General features: G+C 40.7%; 25 protein-coding genes. 17 read left to right on the top strand and 8 right to left on the bottom strand.

All coding sequences use genetic code 11. The annotated features are described in order from the left end of the window. Positions 1-196 precede the first annotated feature (196 nt). Positions 197-2,038 (top strand): phage terminase large subunit family protein, encoded by a 1,842-nt coding sequence (locus M1V25_RS02085; RefSeq protein WP_498842299.1) that lies wholly within the window; start codon positions 197-199, stop codon positions 2,036-2,038. Between the two features lie 327 nt (positions 2,039-2,365). Here the strand turns inward: M1V25_RS02085 and M1V25_RS02080 are convergent, their stop codons facing one another. The 7 genes from M1V25_RS02080 to M1V25_RS02050 all read right to left on the bottom strand — a co-directional run bounded on the left by M1V25_RS02080 (position 2,366) and on the right by M1V25_RS02050 (position 5,181). Beyond that, positions 2,366-2,650 (bottom strand): hypothetical protein, encoded by a 285-nt coding sequence (locus M1V25_RS02080; RefSeq protein WP_498842298.1) that lies wholly within the window; start codon positions 2,648-2,650, stop codon positions 2,366-2,368. Positions 2,651-2,927: 277 nt separating this feature from the next. Beyond that, complete coding sequence (locus M1V25_RS02075; protein ID WP_498842297.1) at positions 2,928-3,284, bottom strand: hypothetical protein; 357 nt, start codon at positions 3,282-3,284, stop codon at positions 2,928-2,930. A 114-nt stretch (positions 3,285-3,398) separates the two neighbouring features. Then, on the bottom strand, positions 3,399-3,647 hold the full coding sequence (locus tag M1V25_RS02070; protein WP_498842296.1) for a hypothetical protein: 249 nt from the start codon (positions 3,645-3,647) through the stop codon (positions 3,399-3,401). Position 3,648: 1 nt separating this feature from the next. Then, a complete protein-coding gene (locus M1V25_RS02065; RefSeq protein WP_498842295.1) occupies positions 3,649-4,161 on the bottom strand; it encodes a hypothetical protein in 513 nt (170 codons plus the stop codon). 10 nt (positions 4,162-4,171) lie between these two features. After that, the gene (locus M1V25_RS02060; protein ID WP_498842294.1) at positions 4,172-4,363 is read right to left on the bottom strand and encodes a hypothetical protein; all 192 of its coding nucleotides are present in this window, start codon (positions 4,361-4,363) and stop codon (positions 4,172-4,174) included. 112 nt (positions 4,364-4,475) lie between these two features. Then, positions 4,476-4,658 carry a hypothetical protein gene (locus M1V25_RS02055; RefSeq protein WP_498842293.1) on the bottom strand — a complete coding sequence of 61 codons (183 nt, stop codon included), beginning with the start codon at positions 4,656-4,658 and terminating at the stop codon, positions 4,476-4,478. Between the two features lie 64 nt (positions 4,659-4,722). Beyond that, complete coding sequence (locus tag M1V25_RS02050) at positions 4,723-5,181, bottom strand: hypothetical protein (RefSeq protein WP_498842292.1); 459 nt, start codon at positions 5,179-5,181, stop codon at positions 4,723-4,725. Positions 5,182-5,401: 220 nt separating this feature from the next. On the opposite strand from M1V25_RS02050, the gene M1V25_RS02045 reads away from it, so the two are divergent. From M1V25_RS02045 to M1V25_RS02005, 9 genes are read left to right on the top strand one after another with little or no spacing between them, the layout of a single operon-like run. Then, positions 5,402-5,650, top strand: a complete 249-nt coding sequence (locus M1V25_RS02045) for a hypothetical protein (protein ID WP_498842291.1) — start codon at positions 5,402-5,404, stop codon at positions 5,648-5,650. Further along, the gene (locus M1V25_RS02040) at positions 5,650-7,125 is read left to right on the top strand and encodes a phage portal protein (protein WP_498842290.1); all 1,476 of its coding nucleotides are present in this window, start codon (positions 5,650-5,652) and stop codon (positions 7,123-7,125) included. The genes M1V25_RS02045 and M1V25_RS02040 overlap by 1 nt, the downstream gene beginning before the upstream one ends. Beyond that, positions 7,100-9,001 carry a phage major capsid protein gene (locus M1V25_RS02035; protein WP_498842289.1) on the top strand — a complete coding sequence of 634 codons (1,902 nt, stop codon included), beginning with the start codon at positions 7,100-7,102 and terminating at the stop codon, positions 8,999-9,001. The genes M1V25_RS02040 and M1V25_RS02035 overlap by 26 nt, the downstream gene beginning before the upstream one ends. Before the next feature lie 10 nt (positions 9,002-9,011). After that, the gene (locus tag M1V25_RS02030; protein ID WP_498842288.1) at positions 9,012-9,221 is read left to right on the top strand and encodes a hypothetical protein; all 210 of its coding nucleotides are present in this window, start codon (positions 9,012-9,014) and stop codon (positions 9,219-9,221) included. Positions 9,222-9,224: 3 nt separating this feature from the next. Then, positions 9,225-9,545 (top strand): hypothetical protein, encoded by a 321-nt coding sequence (locus M1V25_RS02025; RefSeq protein WP_498842287.1) that lies wholly within the window; start codon positions 9,225-9,227, stop codon positions 9,543-9,545. Continuing rightward, positions 9,526-10,029 (top strand): hypothetical protein, encoded by a 504-nt coding sequence (locus tag M1V25_RS02020; RefSeq protein WP_498842286.1) that lies wholly within the window; start codon positions 9,526-9,528, stop codon positions 10,027-10,029. Before M1V25_RS02025 ends, M1V25_RS02020 begins: the two co-directional genes overlap by 20 nt. After that, complete coding sequence (locus tag M1V25_RS02015; RefSeq protein WP_498842285.1) at positions 10,029-10,511, top strand: hypothetical protein; 483 nt, start codon at positions 10,029-10,031, stop codon at positions 10,509-10,511. Before M1V25_RS02020 ends, M1V25_RS02015 begins: the two co-directional genes overlap by 1 nt. A gap of 2 nt (positions 10,512-10,513) precedes the next feature. Further along, positions 10,514-11,221 carry a phage baseplate assembly protein V gene (locus tag M1V25_RS02010; protein WP_498842284.1) on the top strand — a complete coding sequence of 236 codons (708 nt, stop codon included), beginning with the start codon at positions 10,514-10,516 and terminating at the stop codon, positions 11,219-11,221. Between the two features lie 15 nt (positions 11,222-11,236). After that, on the top strand, positions 11,237-11,416 hold the full coding sequence (locus tag M1V25_RS02005; protein ID WP_498842283.1) for a hypothetical protein: 180 nt from the start codon (positions 11,237-11,239) through the stop codon (positions 11,414-11,416). Positions 11,417-11,499: 83 nt separating this feature from the next. Here M1V25_RS02005 and M1V25_RS02000 read toward each other — a convergent pair whose 3' ends face one another. Beyond that, entirely contained in the window at positions 11,500-11,805 is a 306-nt protein-coding gene (locus M1V25_RS02000; RefSeq protein WP_498842282.1) for a helix-turn-helix transcriptional regulator, read from the bottom strand. Positions 11,806-11,979: 174 nt separating this feature from the next. Here M1V25_RS02000 and M1V25_RS01995 point away from each other — a divergent pair, with 174 nt between their 5' ends. The 7 genes from M1V25_RS01995 (at position 11,980) to M1V25_RS01965 (ending at position 15,998) form a co-directional block, all read left to right on the top strand. Further along, positions 11,980-12,315 (top strand): GPW/gp25 family protein, encoded by a 336-nt coding sequence (locus M1V25_RS01995; RefSeq protein ID WP_116963093.1) that lies wholly within the window; start codon positions 11,980-11,982, stop codon positions 12,313-12,315. After that, positions 12,312-13,160, top strand: a complete 849-nt coding sequence (locus M1V25_RS01990) for a baseplate assembly protein (protein WP_498842281.1) — start codon at positions 12,312-12,314, stop codon at positions 13,158-13,160. The genes M1V25_RS01995 and M1V25_RS01990 overlap by 4 nt, the downstream gene beginning before the upstream one ends. Further along, complete coding sequence (locus tag M1V25_RS01985; RefSeq protein WP_498842280.1) at positions 13,157-13,726, top strand: phage tail protein I; 570 nt, start codon at positions 13,157-13,159, stop codon at positions 13,724-13,726. The genes M1V25_RS01990 and M1V25_RS01985 overlap by 4 nt, the downstream gene beginning before the upstream one ends. 23 nt (positions 13,727-13,749) lie before the next feature. Then, positions 13,750-14,811: a hypothetical protein gene (locus tag M1V25_RS01980; RefSeq protein ID WP_498842279.1), complete on the top strand. Its 1,062-nt coding sequence runs from the start codon at positions 13,750-13,752 to the stop codon at positions 14,809-14,811. A 26-nt stretch (positions 14,812-14,837) separates the two neighbouring features. Beyond that, positions 14,838-15,359 (top strand): hypothetical protein, encoded by a 522-nt coding sequence (locus tag M1V25_RS01975; protein WP_498842278.1) that lies wholly within the window; start codon positions 14,838-14,840, stop codon positions 15,357-15,359. Between the two features lie 79 nt (positions 15,360-15,438). Next, the gene (locus tag M1V25_RS01970) at positions 15,439-15,762 is read left to right on the top strand and encodes a hypothetical protein (RefSeq protein ID WP_498842277.1); all 324 of its coding nucleotides are present in this window, start codon (positions 15,439-15,441) and stop codon (positions 15,760-15,762) included. Beyond that, entirely contained in the window at positions 15,759-15,998 is a 240-nt protein-coding gene (locus M1V25_RS01965) for a hypothetical protein (RefSeq protein WP_498842276.1), read from the top strand. The genes M1V25_RS01970 and M1V25_RS01965 overlap by 4 nt, the downstream gene beginning before the upstream one ends. Positions 15,999-16,032: the final 34 nt, after the last annotated feature.

The following is a 16,032-nucleotide window of genomic DNA, read 5'->3' as shown; positions in this document are numbered from 1 at the left end:
AAATCATTTAATGTGGTCCCAGATGCAAATAATGTGGGTCGAGAAATTTATAAAGTCATTTAATGTGGGTCAGAAAATATTTATAGAGTCAATTAATGTGGTCCCACTTTGAGCGATAAAAGCGGGTTGGGGTGATTATGAAAGCGAGCCGCTACAGTTATTGGTGATTTGCTTGTGACAGAAGATATTACACACGATGAATACCAAAATCTTGAAAGTATTATTTTTGACTAACGTGCTATCTAAACTAATCAAACAAACCTTTGAGCAGCACTTCAAGCCCGTTAAAGACCTGGGGATAAGCGATTGGTCAGAATCGCATGTGTACTTACCTGCGGGGACCTCAGCAGTGCCAGGCAGGTGGCGCACGATTGCCTATCAAAAAGGCGTGTTTGAAGCGATTGAATCTCCAAAAACCAACAAGATTACGCTGATGTTCGGGGCACAATTGGGCAAAACATCAATTTTAAACAACAGCCTTGGCTACTATATTCAGCATCAACCCGAGTCGCAGATTGTGATGCAGCCGTCTGAATCAGATGTTAAAACGTGGTTAGAAACTAAGTTTAACCCGATGGTGGATAATTGCCCAAGCATCCGTGATTGCTTGGCAAAGCCACGCGGGCGTGAGGGAGTCAATAACCAAAAGATGAAGTCTTATCACGGTGGTTTTTTAATGCTTTCTTGGTCTGGGTCCCCCAACACCATGCGAGGTCGTTCAGCACCTAAGATTTATGCCGATGAGGTCGACGGTTATGAACGCACCAGCGAGGGGCATCCAGTTAATTTGTTATGGCAACGTGCGGCAACCTTTGGCAGTAAGCGTAAGCTATTAATCACGAGCACACCCACGCACAAAGGTGCATCTTTTGTTGAGATGAGTTATCTGTCAGGCGATCAGCGTCAATACTATGTACCTTGCCCGCATTGTGAGGAATATCAGGTGTTGCAGTGGAAAAACGTCACTTGGCATAGTGACAAAGGCAAGCATGACACACAAAGCGCGTATTATACGTGTGAGCACTGTGGCAGCTTAATCAACGATGGACAGAAACTTGCAATGATACGTAAAGGTGAATGGCAGGCAAGAATGCCATTTAATGGACATGCAAGCTTTCATTTAAATGAGTTATACAGTCCATTTAGAACCTTTGCTGATATTGTGCAATCGTTTTTGGAGAAGAAACAAACAGGTGATTTAAAAACCTTTGTCAATGTATCCCTTGCTGAAACGTGGGAGGAAGAAGGTGAGCAGGTCGAAGCAGGCAGTTTACTTGCCCGTGTTGAGCATTGGGAGGTATTACCAGAGGGAATCGTGTTAATCACTGCAGGTATTGATGTTCAGCAGGATAGAATTGAGCTCCAAGCAGTTGGCTGGGGAGTGGATGAAGAAAGCTGGGTGATTGATTATAAAATCTTTCACGGCGAGACAAGTGAGGATGAGGTTTGGCGCGAGTTGACGCAATACCTCCTGCATAAGCGTTATCAGCATGAGTCTGGGAAACAGCTGCCAATTGCCTTTGCCTGTTTAGATACTGGCGGCACCAATAACATGACCTCTAAGGCGTACGATTATGTCAGACGCAGTCGTGTAGGATTGCCATTTGCGATTAAAGGGCGAGGCGGTGAGCACCCATTTGTATCCGCCCCCAGTCGCAAACGTGTGCCCAATAAAAAAGCGTTTGACTTATACATGGTTGGCACCGATGAAGGTAAAAGTATTTTATATAATCGATTAAAACTTGAAGAACGCATAGGTGCTAGCGTTATCCATTTCGATGCCACTATCTGTGATGCGCGTTATTTTGGACAATTGACAGCTGAGAAACGTCTGCTACGTTATCAAAAAGGCTTCCCAAAATATGAATGGCATAATGTTGCGCCTGACAAACGTAACGAAGTGCTAGATACTTATATTTATGCACTGGCTGCATTAAGAATTACCAATATTGATTTGAGTTTAAAGCGCCAGCAGCTGTTGAAAGAAGCAAAGGAAAAAGCACAGAAAGCGCCTGCTCAAAAAGGCTATAAACTGTGAACTGTTCGGAAACTCCGAACAGTTTAGTGTGAAGTCAGTTTTGAGCTGCAATTACTCATAATCGATATCAATTAAGTCCACAAAATGATCAATAACGTTTGGTAGAGCAGCAAAGCGTTTAAGCGTTATTTGCTTAAGTGAGCCTGTTGCTCGACAAAGTGCATCATAGTCATTTAGTGATATCGCACGCTCAAGTTTTTTTATTTCGGCTAACTGGTCTTTGTACCAGTCATCAATCCATTCATTTGCGGTAGCTTTTTTGATTCTATTTTCTTAGCGCGGTTTAGTCTTTGATTTATTGATCGGTGTGTAGCCATTAGTCACCTGTTATGCTATTTCTTTTAGAGCGCTAACTGAGATTAATTTTTGTACATCTCTACCAATCCAAACGCAGTCATCTCCTTTTAAATATTCCGCTCCTGCATGAGCTTTTGCATCATGCCAACTGATATTATGGATAATAAATAGCTGGGCTATTTGTTTTGACGTCATGGACTCTAATACATCATGATCAACATGTGTAAAAATATTTTTTTCAATGTGATCTTGTTGGGAGGGAGTTGGGCTGATCTTTGAAATATGCCAAGCTCTATCTATTTTTTTCCAGCGCATAATTTTTGTCCTTAAACCAGTTATGTGATTTATATTGCCAACGACAACGGTGGCAAACATCTTATTTTAAAAATAACAATTACTTATTACAATCCACGCTGTTTATTAAAACAGCGACTTATATTAAATTTTGATAACAAACAAAAGTTTCAATCCAACGCTATTTAAATATTTTAAATAGCGACTAATATTTTCTTTATGTTAAATTTTAACAACAAATAAAAGTTTCAATCCAACGCTATATTAACTGTTAATATAGCGACTAAGTTAGTAAACACTATTTAATTTTTTTTTGCAAGTTTTTTTCAGCCTCCTTCCAGATCAACTCATGATGCAATTTGTCAGCATACTTAATAGACACAGCAAGTTTTAAAATTTTTCTAAGCGCATCTCCTTCTGTGCTACACCATTCATATTCCTCTCGCACTGTAGGCATGACATTTATACCCGCATAATCCCCGCCAACAAACTCGGCTACCCATTGCTCTGGGTAATCGTATAGTTTGGCTGGCATTGATCCAAAAGCAGGGTAATCATCTTGATGGTCTTCAAGTTTGACTAATCTAATCACTCCAAAAAAAGTTTCGATTTCTTTAGTTTCGATTATTGGATATTCTTCAAATATTGTTTTCATTTTTATTTCCTTTACTGCCTGCTCCCGGGAGGCTTTCCGCTACCAGGTCCGTCCTGGTATGTGTACTATTATATGGCGTTACGCCAGGTAAAGCAAGTGGTTTTTTAAAAAATATTAAATATTTTTGAATAAAATTTTTATGAAATCATCATCCAAAGCCCTATCATTATTATGCAAGTACAACAATATCTGCTCGGCTAAATAAGATAGATTCATTTTTCCGTTTTCCCATCGATTTACATGTCTGCCTTTGCTGCGGTCGTGACCAAGCAATATAACCTCAAGTTGCGTTTGATTTAATCCAAGTTTTTTGCGCACGGATTTAACGAGCGCTGGAGTAGCTAATTGATTATTACTTTGCATATTAAACAACCTCAAGTTGTGGTTTGTCAGTTATCCATGTCCAGGCAATGCAACGCTCAAAATCGGCAAGCCACAAAAATGCATCAAGATACAACGCTCCACAGTCATGTATAACCGTTGTGATCGACGGAGCATTAGGTATTTGCTGCGCGTTTACTTTTGCTGTCAAAAATCTAAAATGCTCTTTAATCAACATCCACGCTCGCACTGCTTGCCTTGATCTTTGGACTATATAGCTTGTTGTCAGTGGGATGCCAGCACTACTTGCCTGAGCTTGCTCATGAGGAGCGGCAGGACCATAAACAGTAACAATTAATATACTGTGATCTGTTAGTATTTTTGCAGAGTAGTGTGCTAAATCGGGGACAGGCAGAGGCTGTGCGATACGAGAGTCAATACACTTTTTGAGCCACGGTTTTAATAATTTTATTGTTTTATCGTTTATGGTGTTGCGATAGCATCTATCTTTGTCACCAGTTGGCAAGGTTAAATGCGTTAGATAGTTATTGCTCAATATTATCTCCTTAGCTGAGTAAACTCAACTCCCACGTTGGGTGATAAAATCCCGTCATCCCATCATCCATTTTTATTTTTAAATAAGAGCCTCTAGCTCCAATAATAACCCCTGATGTTGGATTACCATCACCTGTATAAATAACTCTTTGTCCTTTATAAGCTGTTACACCATAATGCTCGTTTATATACTCTAAACTCATAATTCATCCTCCATCAATTTATCAATCATTCAAATTTCTCAAGCGCCTTAATTAAACGCCAACTTAATTAACTGCTAGTTTTTGCTATTGTCATTTTTATTTATTCTTTTTTTTATTGAACGTAAATACAACTTAACTCGTTATTTACATAGCATAATACTTTTTGATTTTCTAATTTTATCCTAACACCCGTACCCTCAAAAAATGCCTCGTCTGGGGTGGTCCTTGTAGCACCTTGCTTTAACTTATCAAAAATCTCTGAAGGGGTGTTATTTTTAGTTTGGATAATTGCCATCTCTCATTACTCCTATGTTTGTTTAATCTAATACCATATTAAAAAATAATCTAAACCTTATTATTTATTTATTTTTATATATCTCAAGCGCCTTGCCCTCTAAGTATTTAAATGTTTTGAGCAGACTAGTAAAACTATCTCTTGCATCAATCCAAGTCTTGCTATTAGCAGCATTTATCAGGTCGTCAATTGCCTGCTGTGCACAGATAAGTCTGGCTTGCTGCTGTTGGTCCTCAGCTTTTGCATAAGCCTCGTCCACTTGCCCCCTTATTTTTTTTAAGTGTTGCATTGCATTGGCGCGTATTGAGTTTGCCCAATCTATTTGCTTAGGGGATCCATTTAACGGGATTAGAGTGGCATTTATAGTGTCAATTTTGTCTTGTTTTGCTTTCTCTTTGCAATCATAGCAAATTTGCTCGGCTAGCCATGCTGCTTTATGCTCCCTCTCGTTACGCACATTTGTGCCAAGGATGTTATGCTCTTTAGTATGTCCGCATATGTGTGTCACTGTATAGTTAGCCATTTTTTATTTCCTTTACTGCCTGCTCCCGGGAGGCTTTCCGCTACCAGGTCCGTCCTGGTATGTGTACTATTATATGGCGTTACGCCATGTAAAGCAAGTGGTTTTTTAAAAAATAACTATTTTTTTTGAATTGCTTACGTGTGTTCAGTTTGAACAAACATTGCACAAACGCCAACTCCACCTGCTCTAAAATGAACATATAACCTTGGGGGGAGGGGATATGGATATAGACGAAGAATTACAACAGAAGAAAACTGAATTGCAGTCGATACGCGCATCGATTAACAAAGCGTTGGCTAATGCGCATATTGCGTCATATGGTGCAGCTGGTAACACGGCAAACTATCGTGATTTAAAAAACTTGCGTGCGGAAGAATCGCAACTTGTGTTTGCAATTAAACAATTGGAATTAATCAAAATAGGTAAAAATCCGTACGGTATTGTAACAGCAAGCTTCAGGGTGCGCTGATGGGTTTGTTATCGCTTTTTAAGCGCTCAAAGCCCTCTAGATACATAGGGCAAAAGTGGATAGGTGTCCAACATCAAAGAATGTACGAGTCTGCTCGCTCGCAATTAGTACGTGATATTTTTAGTGGTGGGGATATTGATGAGATTATCGAGTCTCAAGCCAGTGCAATTGTAAGGCGCGCCCGTGAAGCTTATGCCAATAATGATTATGTAAAAGGCTATATATCAATGGCATGCACTAATATCATCGGGCACAAAGGCATCCGCATCCAATGCAAAACTAAAAGCGAATCACTCAACAACAAAGTGGAGCTGAACTTTAATCGTTGGGCGCGTCGTGGCAAGTGTGATGTTACGGGGCAACTATCACTTATTGATGTGCAATTGGCGTGTGTGCGCTCACTACTGCGAGACGGTGAGTTTTTTGTGCTAAAACATGTCATTGACGGGCAGTTACAATTGCAATTAATTGACAACACACGCATCGATGTGACTAAACGCGCGAGCTTAAGCAATGGCAATAGAATTATTAACGGGATTGAACTGAACCAATTTGGTAAGCCTCAAGCCTATTATTTAGTGGCTGATGATGGTGCGGATACACAACGCATTGCGGCTAATAACATGATTCACGGCTTTATTCACGAATTTGTTGGGCAAAAGCGCGGCATTTCGACGATTGCTACGGCGTTAATTCGATTAGGTCTGCTAAAAGAGTTTGAAACGGCTGCGGTGGATAATGCCAGATGTAACGCTAAATCGATGGGCTTTTTTAATCAAGCAGAAACAGAGGTTGATTATAGCGCATTAATCGATAGAGACGGGGGCGCAGATAATAGCTTTGACATCCAAACATTGGATGATCGCGCGCAATTTCATGTCATCAAGTCAGGTTACAAGCTCGAAAAGTTTGACGGGCAGTTTCCAAGCTCCAACTACGCCCCTTTTAAAGAATCAATTTTAAAAGCGATTAGCTCAAGCTTAGGCTATGGGGTGAATTACATCAATCTAGGCAATGACTTAAGTGGAGTGAGTTACTCAAGCGCAAGACAAGGGCTATTAAGCGAGCGTGATGCGTGGCGCATGCTGCAAACACTTGTTATTGACGCGCTGATGCGCCCAATTTTTGAAAGTTGGCTTGAGGTTGAGTACGCAAGTAGCAGATTGGGGAATATCAGCGTATTAAGCTTTGATAATTTAATCGACACAGTACGCTTCCAAACTCGCTCATGGGCGTGGATTGACCCGCTAAAAGATGCCAAAGGCACCTCGGAAAGCATTAACAATCACACGATGAGCTTGTCACAAGCGATTTTAGATGCAGGTGGCGACCCTGAGGATACCTTAAACCAGATTGCCGCTGATTTAGCGCGCTTAAAAGAGTTAGGTATCGTTAATCAAATAAGCACTGAGGGGGACATTAAAAAACAAGTAGAGGAGGGGGTAAATAATGCAGGGCTATATCAAGACGATTAAAGAAGCGGAAGTTTTGACACGTGATTACACATTTAACGCCACGCATAGCAAGATTGACGTGGATAAGCGCACGGTTGAGCTCAGTTTCTCGAGCAATACGCCTTATCAGCGCTGGCAAGATGCCAATGAGGTATTAGAGCATCGCGCGGGAGCAATTGATTTATCGCGTTTAAACAACAAAGGCGCTCTGCTCGTTAATCACGATTGGAATCGTCAAATAGGGGTGGTGGAGCATGCTTATATAGATGGGGATAAAGCGCGCGCGGTGGTTAAATTTTCCAAGCGTCAAGAGGCACAGGATTTTTTCCAGGATGTCCAAGATGGGATTATTGCCAATGTTTCCGTTGGCTATAAAGTCGACAGAGCGGAGCCTGACCATACCAACAAAGCGGTGAGAGTTACTCGCTGGCAGCCGTTTGAAATTTCATTGGTTAGTGTGCCTGCCGATGTTACGGTCGGCATTGGACGCAATCTTGCACAAAATAACAACGATGACGTTGCTGAACTAAAATCGGCTTTAAATCAAGTAAACCAAAACGTAAATAATATCAATCCAGAGGGGGAGAGAATGAACCAAGAAGCAAGAGAAGTTAAAACAGAGCCACAAGTCACACGCTCATTTGATGAGGGGTTAAAAGATGGGGTTAAAAATGAGCGTGAGCGTATAGCAAAAATTGATGCACTGGCGCGCGAGTTTAAGCAAGCGGACTTTGCCCGAAGCTACATCGATAATGGTACAGGCTTTGAGACATTTCAGAAAGATTTACTCTTGCATGTACAGTCCACACAAAGAGAACGATTAAAAATGTTGGAAAGTCAAAGCCCACAAGTCAATGCGGTGCAATCCTGTGCTAATAATATCGGGATGAATGACAAAGAAACGCGAGAGTTTAGTCTCTCACGTGCAGTGCGTGCATTGGTGAATCCATTTGATATAAAAGCGCGTGAGGCTGCCAGTTTTGAGTTTGAGGCGTCCGATGCCGCAAAGCGTAAGCTTGGCATTAATGATGATTCGCTTATGATCCCGCCAGATGTGTTACAGCGTGATTTTAGTATTGCCACTGGCGGTAATGCATTAGTCCCAACGCAACTACAGGCGTCTAGTTTTATTGATATGTTACGCAATAAATCGATTATGCTGAGTATTGCACGGAGATTATCGGGCTTGCGAGGCAATGTAGATATTCCGCGTCAAGTGGAAGGGTCTAACATTTACTGGGTGGGTGAGAATCAGGATGTTGGCGAAGGTAAAGTCACCACTGACCAGATTCATTTAACGCCTAAAACTTTGGGGGCTTACCTAGAAGTCTCGCGTATGCTGATGATTAATAGCTCACTAGATGCTGAAACCATGGTGCGCAATGACTTGTTGGCAGCTGTGGCATTGGGGATTGATACGGCAGCATTATATGGCACAGGCAGCAATCATCAACCGTTAGGTTTGACTAGGGTTAGTGGCATCACGGCAGTTGAATACACTGGGGATAGTCCGTCTTTAGCGGATTATATCGGCTTAGAAACCAGTATTGCGTTACAAAATGCCGATGTTGCCAATATGCGTTATCTATTGAATCCTGCGCTCAGGGGTGCGGCAAAAACCACGCCAAGATTACCAGGTAGTGAGATGACCGTGTGGGAGTCGGGTAACACTATTAACGGTTATACGGTAGAGGTCACTAATCAGATTAAAGCCAAGCAGGTTATTTTTGGTGATTTTAGTCAGTTAATTATTGGGCTGTGGGATGGTTTGCGTTTGACCGTAAACCCTTATAGCTTGGACAAATCAGGTGGTATTCGTTTGGTCGTGATGCAAAGTGTGGACTTTGCCGTGCGCCGCCCTGAGTCGTTTGCGATTGCCAACAAAAAAATAGTATAAGGGGCTAAAAATGAAGGTAGAGTTGTTGCGATCCATTGTTGCTGCAGGTCAAGCGCGTAAGGTGGGGGACGTGGTGGAATTAAGTGCGCATGAGTTTGATTTTTTAGCAGCGCGTGGTTTAGTTCAATTATATAATCCTAAAGAGCCAGAGCCAGAGCCAGAGCCAGAGCCAGAAAAAAAGAAAGCATCATCAAAGAAAACCAAAGCAACTGATAAGTAATCTATGGCGTTGTATTTGGATAATTTTGATTGCTTGTTTAATGATTTTGGTGAGCCTGTACGCGTTGAGCGTACGGGTCAAACTTTAGTTGTCAAACACGATTTAATCGAAAGTCTGCACGATTTAAGCCTTGCTAAATATAAAAACTGCTCAGGTGTGGCATGGCTTAAATTTATTGACAAAAACAAAATCGAGCGGCATGACATGCTGACATTATTAAACAGTGCACAGACGTATCGCGTCGAGCATAAGATGCTAGAGGGCGGTGGACTGGTCAAACTGATTTTAAGTGATGCGGTAAATAATGAGTATATCGATTTCTAAGTCAGAGGCATTTGCTATTGCTGATGCGATAGGTGGCATACAAGCAACTGAGAAAGAGCTTGCTAATGCTTATCACCAATCCATAGGGCGTGCGGTTAATTATGCCAATAAGCGCGTAACGCATGAAATAGCCAGCCGTTTAGATATTCCGTTAAAGTTATTAAGAAAACGACTGTTTGTTTTTAAGCAAGCGGACCAAAATCGCACTTACAAGGTTTGGGCAGGTTTAAATGATTTGCCATTAGATGCTCTCGGCAAACCGAGAAAAAGTGGTGCTGACGTGATTGTGAAAGGTATTACAGCAAGCAATGCCTATATCACAAAAGCAGGACGTGTGCGCTTGCGTGGTACAAGTGAACTAGCAGTGCTGCCAATTGATGAAGCAGCAGAAGATTTGCTACAGAAGCTATTGCCTTACTACTTTTATTATTACTTTGAGAAAGAGTTCACCCAGTTGGTTAAATTTAAGTTTGGTGGCAATTGATGAAAAACAGCATACGAAATACGCGTGCATTAAGCGAGCATATATTAAACACATTACAAACACATGAACCGCGCATTGATTGGCAATTATATCCGGAGGTGCAAACATTGAGTGGCGCTAAATTGCCACTGGCGCATTTAGAGCTACAAAGCTTTGACTTAACGCCAAAAATCACCACGGATTTAAATACCGTTGAATGCACTTTTGCATTGCGTTTGTTGTTTAATGACACCTCCCTGGGGCAGCTTAATATTCGTGATGCAGCGCTTGCACTCAGTACGTTTATTGATGGTAATTATTTTAAAAGCGAACAATTAGAGGCCGCGCAAGTCATTGCCAACCAACAGGACTTTTTTGCGCCAGAAGTGGACGGTTATATCAGTTGGGAAATCCTGTTTTTAATCCGTTTTTACTATGGTGATTCGGTATACGAAGAAAATGGCGCCTCGCCTGATGTTGAAGTAAATAGCAATCTGGATTAGCGATGGACGTGATGCAATACTTAACAGACATGCAACGGCGTTTAAATAATTTGGTTCGCGTGGGTACAGTTATTGAGACAAATGACACACGCTTAAAGGTAAAGTTGGGCGATAATAGCACGGGGTGGCTGCCGTGGGTGACACAAAGAACAGGGGATTGCGTCACATGGTGGAAGCCGTCCGTTGGTGAACAGGTGCTTGTTTTAAGTCCCTCTGGTGAGTTAAATAATGGTATTGTGCTACCTGCCATTTACACTAAAAATCAACCAACACTAAACCAAAATGAGCACACAACGGTTTACAAAGATGGCACTCGTATTAGCTATGATTATGCGCAAAAGAAGCTATCTGTAAATTGCGTTGGTGATATTGAAATCACAGCCGCTAAGACGCTCACTGCCGATATTACAGACTCGGTAACCATTAAAGGTGCTAAGACACTCAGCATTGATTTTACGGGCAATATTGACATCAAAACACCCACGCAAGTCAAAATTGATGCGCCTAATATGATTTGCACGGGCAACTTGTTAGTACAAGGTGGTTTAACGTATATGCAAGGCATGACAGGCTACAACCAAGGCGGTGGTAAAACGGCAACCATTCAAGGGGCGATTAATGTAACTGATGATGTGGTCGCTGATGGCATCTCACTTAAAGGGCATACGCATACTGGCGATAGTGGTGGCAGTACGTCAGCGCCTAGGTAAAAAAAGGAGATTACAATGCTTGAAGTGGTAGAGAGTTTTCTACTATGCACATTAATTACTATGATGAATGTGTTTTTATTGCTAAATCTTGGATTTTTTGATGGTAGCAATACGATCAGTTTAACGAAATACTGTATTTTTAGCTTGGTAGGTTATTTTGTGGGTAGTTGTGTTGTGTTTCTTTTGAAGCAATAAGTTTGAGGTTGTATTGAAAGTGATCTAAAACCAAATTTTTGAAAACTTGGTTTGTTGGTATTTTGTATGTTTATTTTAGGTGATTAGGCAGCACCATGCAATTCAACAGTGTAGTGTAAATTCTCATGATTAATAACATCTTGCAAAGCAAGGGTTATAAAGCTTTTTGGATTCATTTCCAGTGCTTCTGCAAAACGCATAGCAAGTTTAATACCAACAGGTCTGCGACCATGTTCAATATCACACAAATGTTGTTTGGGGATGCCAATTTTTTTAGCAAAGTCTGCCTGTGTGATTTCTTCGCATTTGCGTAGAGCCTGTAATGTATTTGCAAATGTCTGTTGATCACCTAACAATTGGTCCATGTATTTGATTGCATCAGTGCTCATGTTTATTCACCTCATCAATTTCGATATAGTTTAATCCAATTTTCCCGTTATATATATTGCATCGTAATCAATAAATGAGTACATGTCAAGTGTATCTCGCCATGATCCCGCACAATCTTAACTCATATTTAGCCCCATTCTTGATCTATACCATCGGGGGAGGGTGTAAAAATAATGAGAGGGGTAGACCGTTTTACAGGACGTGCCATTGATGATATTGAGCACGTCCAGCAATCAATTAGAGATATTTTAACCACGCCAATTGGGACGCGTGTAATGCTGCGTAACTATGGCAGTCGTTTGTTTGATTTTATTGACAAACCGATGAATAACCAAACGATTGTACAAGTGATATTAGCAGCAGCGCAAGCTATTGATACATGGGAGCCAAGGGTCAAACTTACGCGCGTTGTGCCAACGATTACCAATAGCGGTCGCTTAACTATCGACGTTGATTTTACTTATCAACCTAATGGCAAACCTGCTCAGTTGCGCGGGGTGGTGTTATGAGTGCGTTTAATCTTGCCAAATTACCATTACCTGTATCTATCAGAACTGTAGATTATGAAGCGAACTTTACTGCATTGCTTGAGCAATTTAAAAAGCTAACGCCAGATTACGATGCATATTTAGAATCAGACCCAGTGATTAAGACTTTTGAGGCATGTGCTTACTTGTTAACACTTAAAGACCAAGAGCGCAACGATCAAATTAAGGCAGTCTTAATTGCCTTTGCCAAAGGTGCTGATTTAGATAATTTAGGTGCCTTACTTGCCGAAACTCGACAAGAAAATGAAGAAGATAAGCGCTTTAGAGTACGGATATTAACAGCGCTTGATAAGGTGAGCACGGCAGGGGTAGCACGCGCATATGAAGCGCTCAGTCTCGAGGCAGATACACGCGTGTCGGATGTTAAAGCATATGATGATATAGCACAGCCAGCCAAAGCCTTTGTCACAATACAATCAAATGCGAGTGATAACGGCGAAGCGGATAGCAACCTGATTACTGTGGTTACAAACTATTTAAACCACGAAGATAGAAAGCCACTAGGGGCGCAAGTCATTGTGAATAGTGTACAGGTACTAAATTATACTATCGATGCGGTGGTCAAGTTTGAGCGCTCGGCAGATATTGAAACGGTTAAAAAACATATGCTCAATGCAATCAATGAGCTTGTCGCACAAAAGCACAGAATCGGGGCTACCGTTGCCCTATCTGAAATATATGCCAAACTCAATATTGAAGGAGTTGCTGTTGTTGAGCAATTAAACGAGCCTAAGGTAAATATTAAAGCAGGTAAACATCAAACGCCTTATTGTACTGCAATTAACATTATTGAGGCTGGGATATGAGTTTATTACCGCCCAATAGCACGGACCTAGAAAAGGCAATTGTTGAATCATTTGAAAGGGTATTAAATAATAAAGACTTGTTAATCCAAAAACTTTGGAATGCAGATTTATGCCCGTATGAGTTTTTGCCTTATTTGGCAAGTGCGCTTAGTGTTGATTTTGCAATTTACAACGATTTAACCGAATCAGAAAAGCGCGAATATATCAAAAAATCGGTTGAAATACACCGCCAAAAGGGCACGCTTGGGGCGCTTAAAAAAGCACTTAATATTGCCGACTATGATATTACTGTAAAAGAATGGTACGAATACAACGGCACGCCGCACACGATTAAGGTCAATATTACTAAACAATCACCGGGAGCGTTTAACACAGATTTAATTAGTAACACAATAAACGCTAATAAAAATGTACAAACTGTGTGTGTATTATCAGTTAAAACTCATGTATACAACACTATCAAAGCAGGCAATAAGACGAGAGTAATCTTGCGCCAAGGCATCCCAACTAATAAAGTTATCGCTTTTGTTGGATGTGGGGTAATGATGCGATTGAGATTTAAGTAAAAGTATTAAAAAAAGGGGGGAAAATGCCACAATTAATATTAACACAAAACGCACTGGCAAAACTTGCCAACGCACAACAAACAGGGGTGCAGGTAAAACTGAGCCAGTTTGAATTAACCAACAGCGCAGATGCCACACTTGAGATAAAAGGCGACAATCTATATAAGGGTGGGATATCAAGTATTAGCAACGAGAATGCGACCACCTTGCGCGTTAAATGTTTAATGCCAGCAGGACTCGCAATCAATGATGTGGTACAAAAATGCTATTTGTACGATGAGCAAGGTGACGTATTTGCCTACGGACCGATTAACAGTTTTAAATACACACAAGATGCAAATATTGAGGCTGAAATTAATATTTACTTGACCTTTAGTGGTAGCGACATGGCTAGTGTATCGCTTATCGTGCCATCAGATAGCTTTGTCGATTTTAAAACGTTTAATGAGCATCAACACGATGAGCGCTATTATCTAAAATCAGAGATTGATAATAAAGCCTACGGCTATCCTTATTGGCGATTGTCACGCAATCAATTAGGTACAATAACCAATGGGAGATTAGATTACTTTGTTATCAATCCCAATATCACCATTAGTTTTGAGATTTATAAAACCATTCATTCAGATGTCCCTTGGGAAAACCGCGATGCCGAAGAGCAGGAAATATTAACTGCAATGGGGCGTTACGGTCAACGATATTTTTACCCACCCTATTTTAATATAGTGCGTGTTAGATGGAGTGGCGTAATAGATAATAATTATACCGTGGAGAAATATTGGCTTTTTTATTGGTTTATAAATTATCACAATTTTGTCACTGTAGGGTGTTATTCCAAGCTTATCAACGGGGGAATTAGCATCAATAATGGAGCTTACTTTGAAGGAATAACTGATAAGTGGGGGTTGTGCGGTGTTACATATTCTTTGGAAGATACGTCATACATTCATCCTCATCCTTACCCATCTTCGGAATCAGGTGAAATCTTATTTTGCATGCTTGCCAATGTGGCAGGTCGTTTCCCACTAGATAGAGCAAATCCACGGTGGGGGTATTTGCCTTATCTAGAACATTTAGAAGATTAATTGTAATTTTGGGGAGAGATAAAAATATGAATGTAATACAGAGTGTAATTTTAACGGACGGTCAAATATTAAAAAGTGTACCAATAGACAGGTTAGACAAATTAAACATAACAAAAAAAGAAGAAGCGCGGATTAAATTAAATATACGTCAAGAAAATACAATCAATCGCATATTAGCTTTTACCAAACAGGTGCGGATGCAACTATCAAACTATTCAGAAGCTGAGCGCATGGTGGGCTGGGTAGAAAAAGAAAAACGGGCAAGGCGGGTATTGGCGGGTGCAGCTACGGATGTAGATAAACAGCAACTAACGATTGAAGCAACCAAGCGCGGGTTTGGTGAGACGATTGAACAATTAGCGCAAAGACAAATTGAACTGGCGGATATTTTAGCATTGCAAAATGCTGAATTAGATGGTTTAGAGATTAAAGCAGTTGATGCGGTCCAACACGCGACAAGTATTGCTCAAGTGGACGGGCTGTTTGAGCAGTTTAAGCAAGATGCGGAGAGGAGCCTTAAAAATATTAAGATGTATAGGGGTGTTTGATAAAACTAGTATTAATTCGCACAAACTTTATACATTTAAGACTTTACACTGTTAATCAGACTAAGGGGGTTTTATCCGTGTGAATGTGATTAGGGCAATATTAAGTATATTACCAAGCATGATTATTTTACTGTTTGTTTTAGGTGGAGCTTATTATTTAGACAGTAAGCTTAACAAAATGAATGACATGTGGCTATCAGCCAATCAAGTAACCGTCAAAAACCAAAATGAACAAATTAAAATTAATAAGGCTTTTGGTAAGCAGATGGATACATTTACCAGTTACATCCATGCGTTACCGCAAGATGAGCGCAGTAAATGGCTGGAGAGTTACAGTATGAATGTCCAAGAAATGTTATACACGCCACCGAAGGGGCTCAAAATCCAAGAAGATGTTAAATGAAAATTGTTTTATCGTTAACGTTTTTATTGTTAGGCGGTTGCAGCTTATTTCCGCGCGCGCAAGTCTCTGGGCATATCCCGCCTGAGCTAATGGAGCAAAGGTTAGTACACGGCTGTGCCACAATACAAAATGAACTCAAGCTTGCAAGCTGTTATTTAAAAACGCGAGAAGCATTGTATTTGGCGAATCAAGATAAGCAGGACCTGGCAGAGCTAGAGCGTATTTGGAGCAAATGATTGATAAATATTAATGAGAAAGAGGGGAAAGTAT

The sequence above is a fragment of the Candidatus Nebulibacter yamunensis genome (assembly GCF_024208055.1).
Lineage (GTDB): Bacteria > Pseudomonadota > Gammaproteobacteria > Francisellales > Francisellaceae > Caedibacter > Caedibacter lacustris.
The sequence above is the reverse complement of the archived record's forward strand: the minus strand, read 5'-3'. Positions and strand labels throughout refer to the sequence as shown.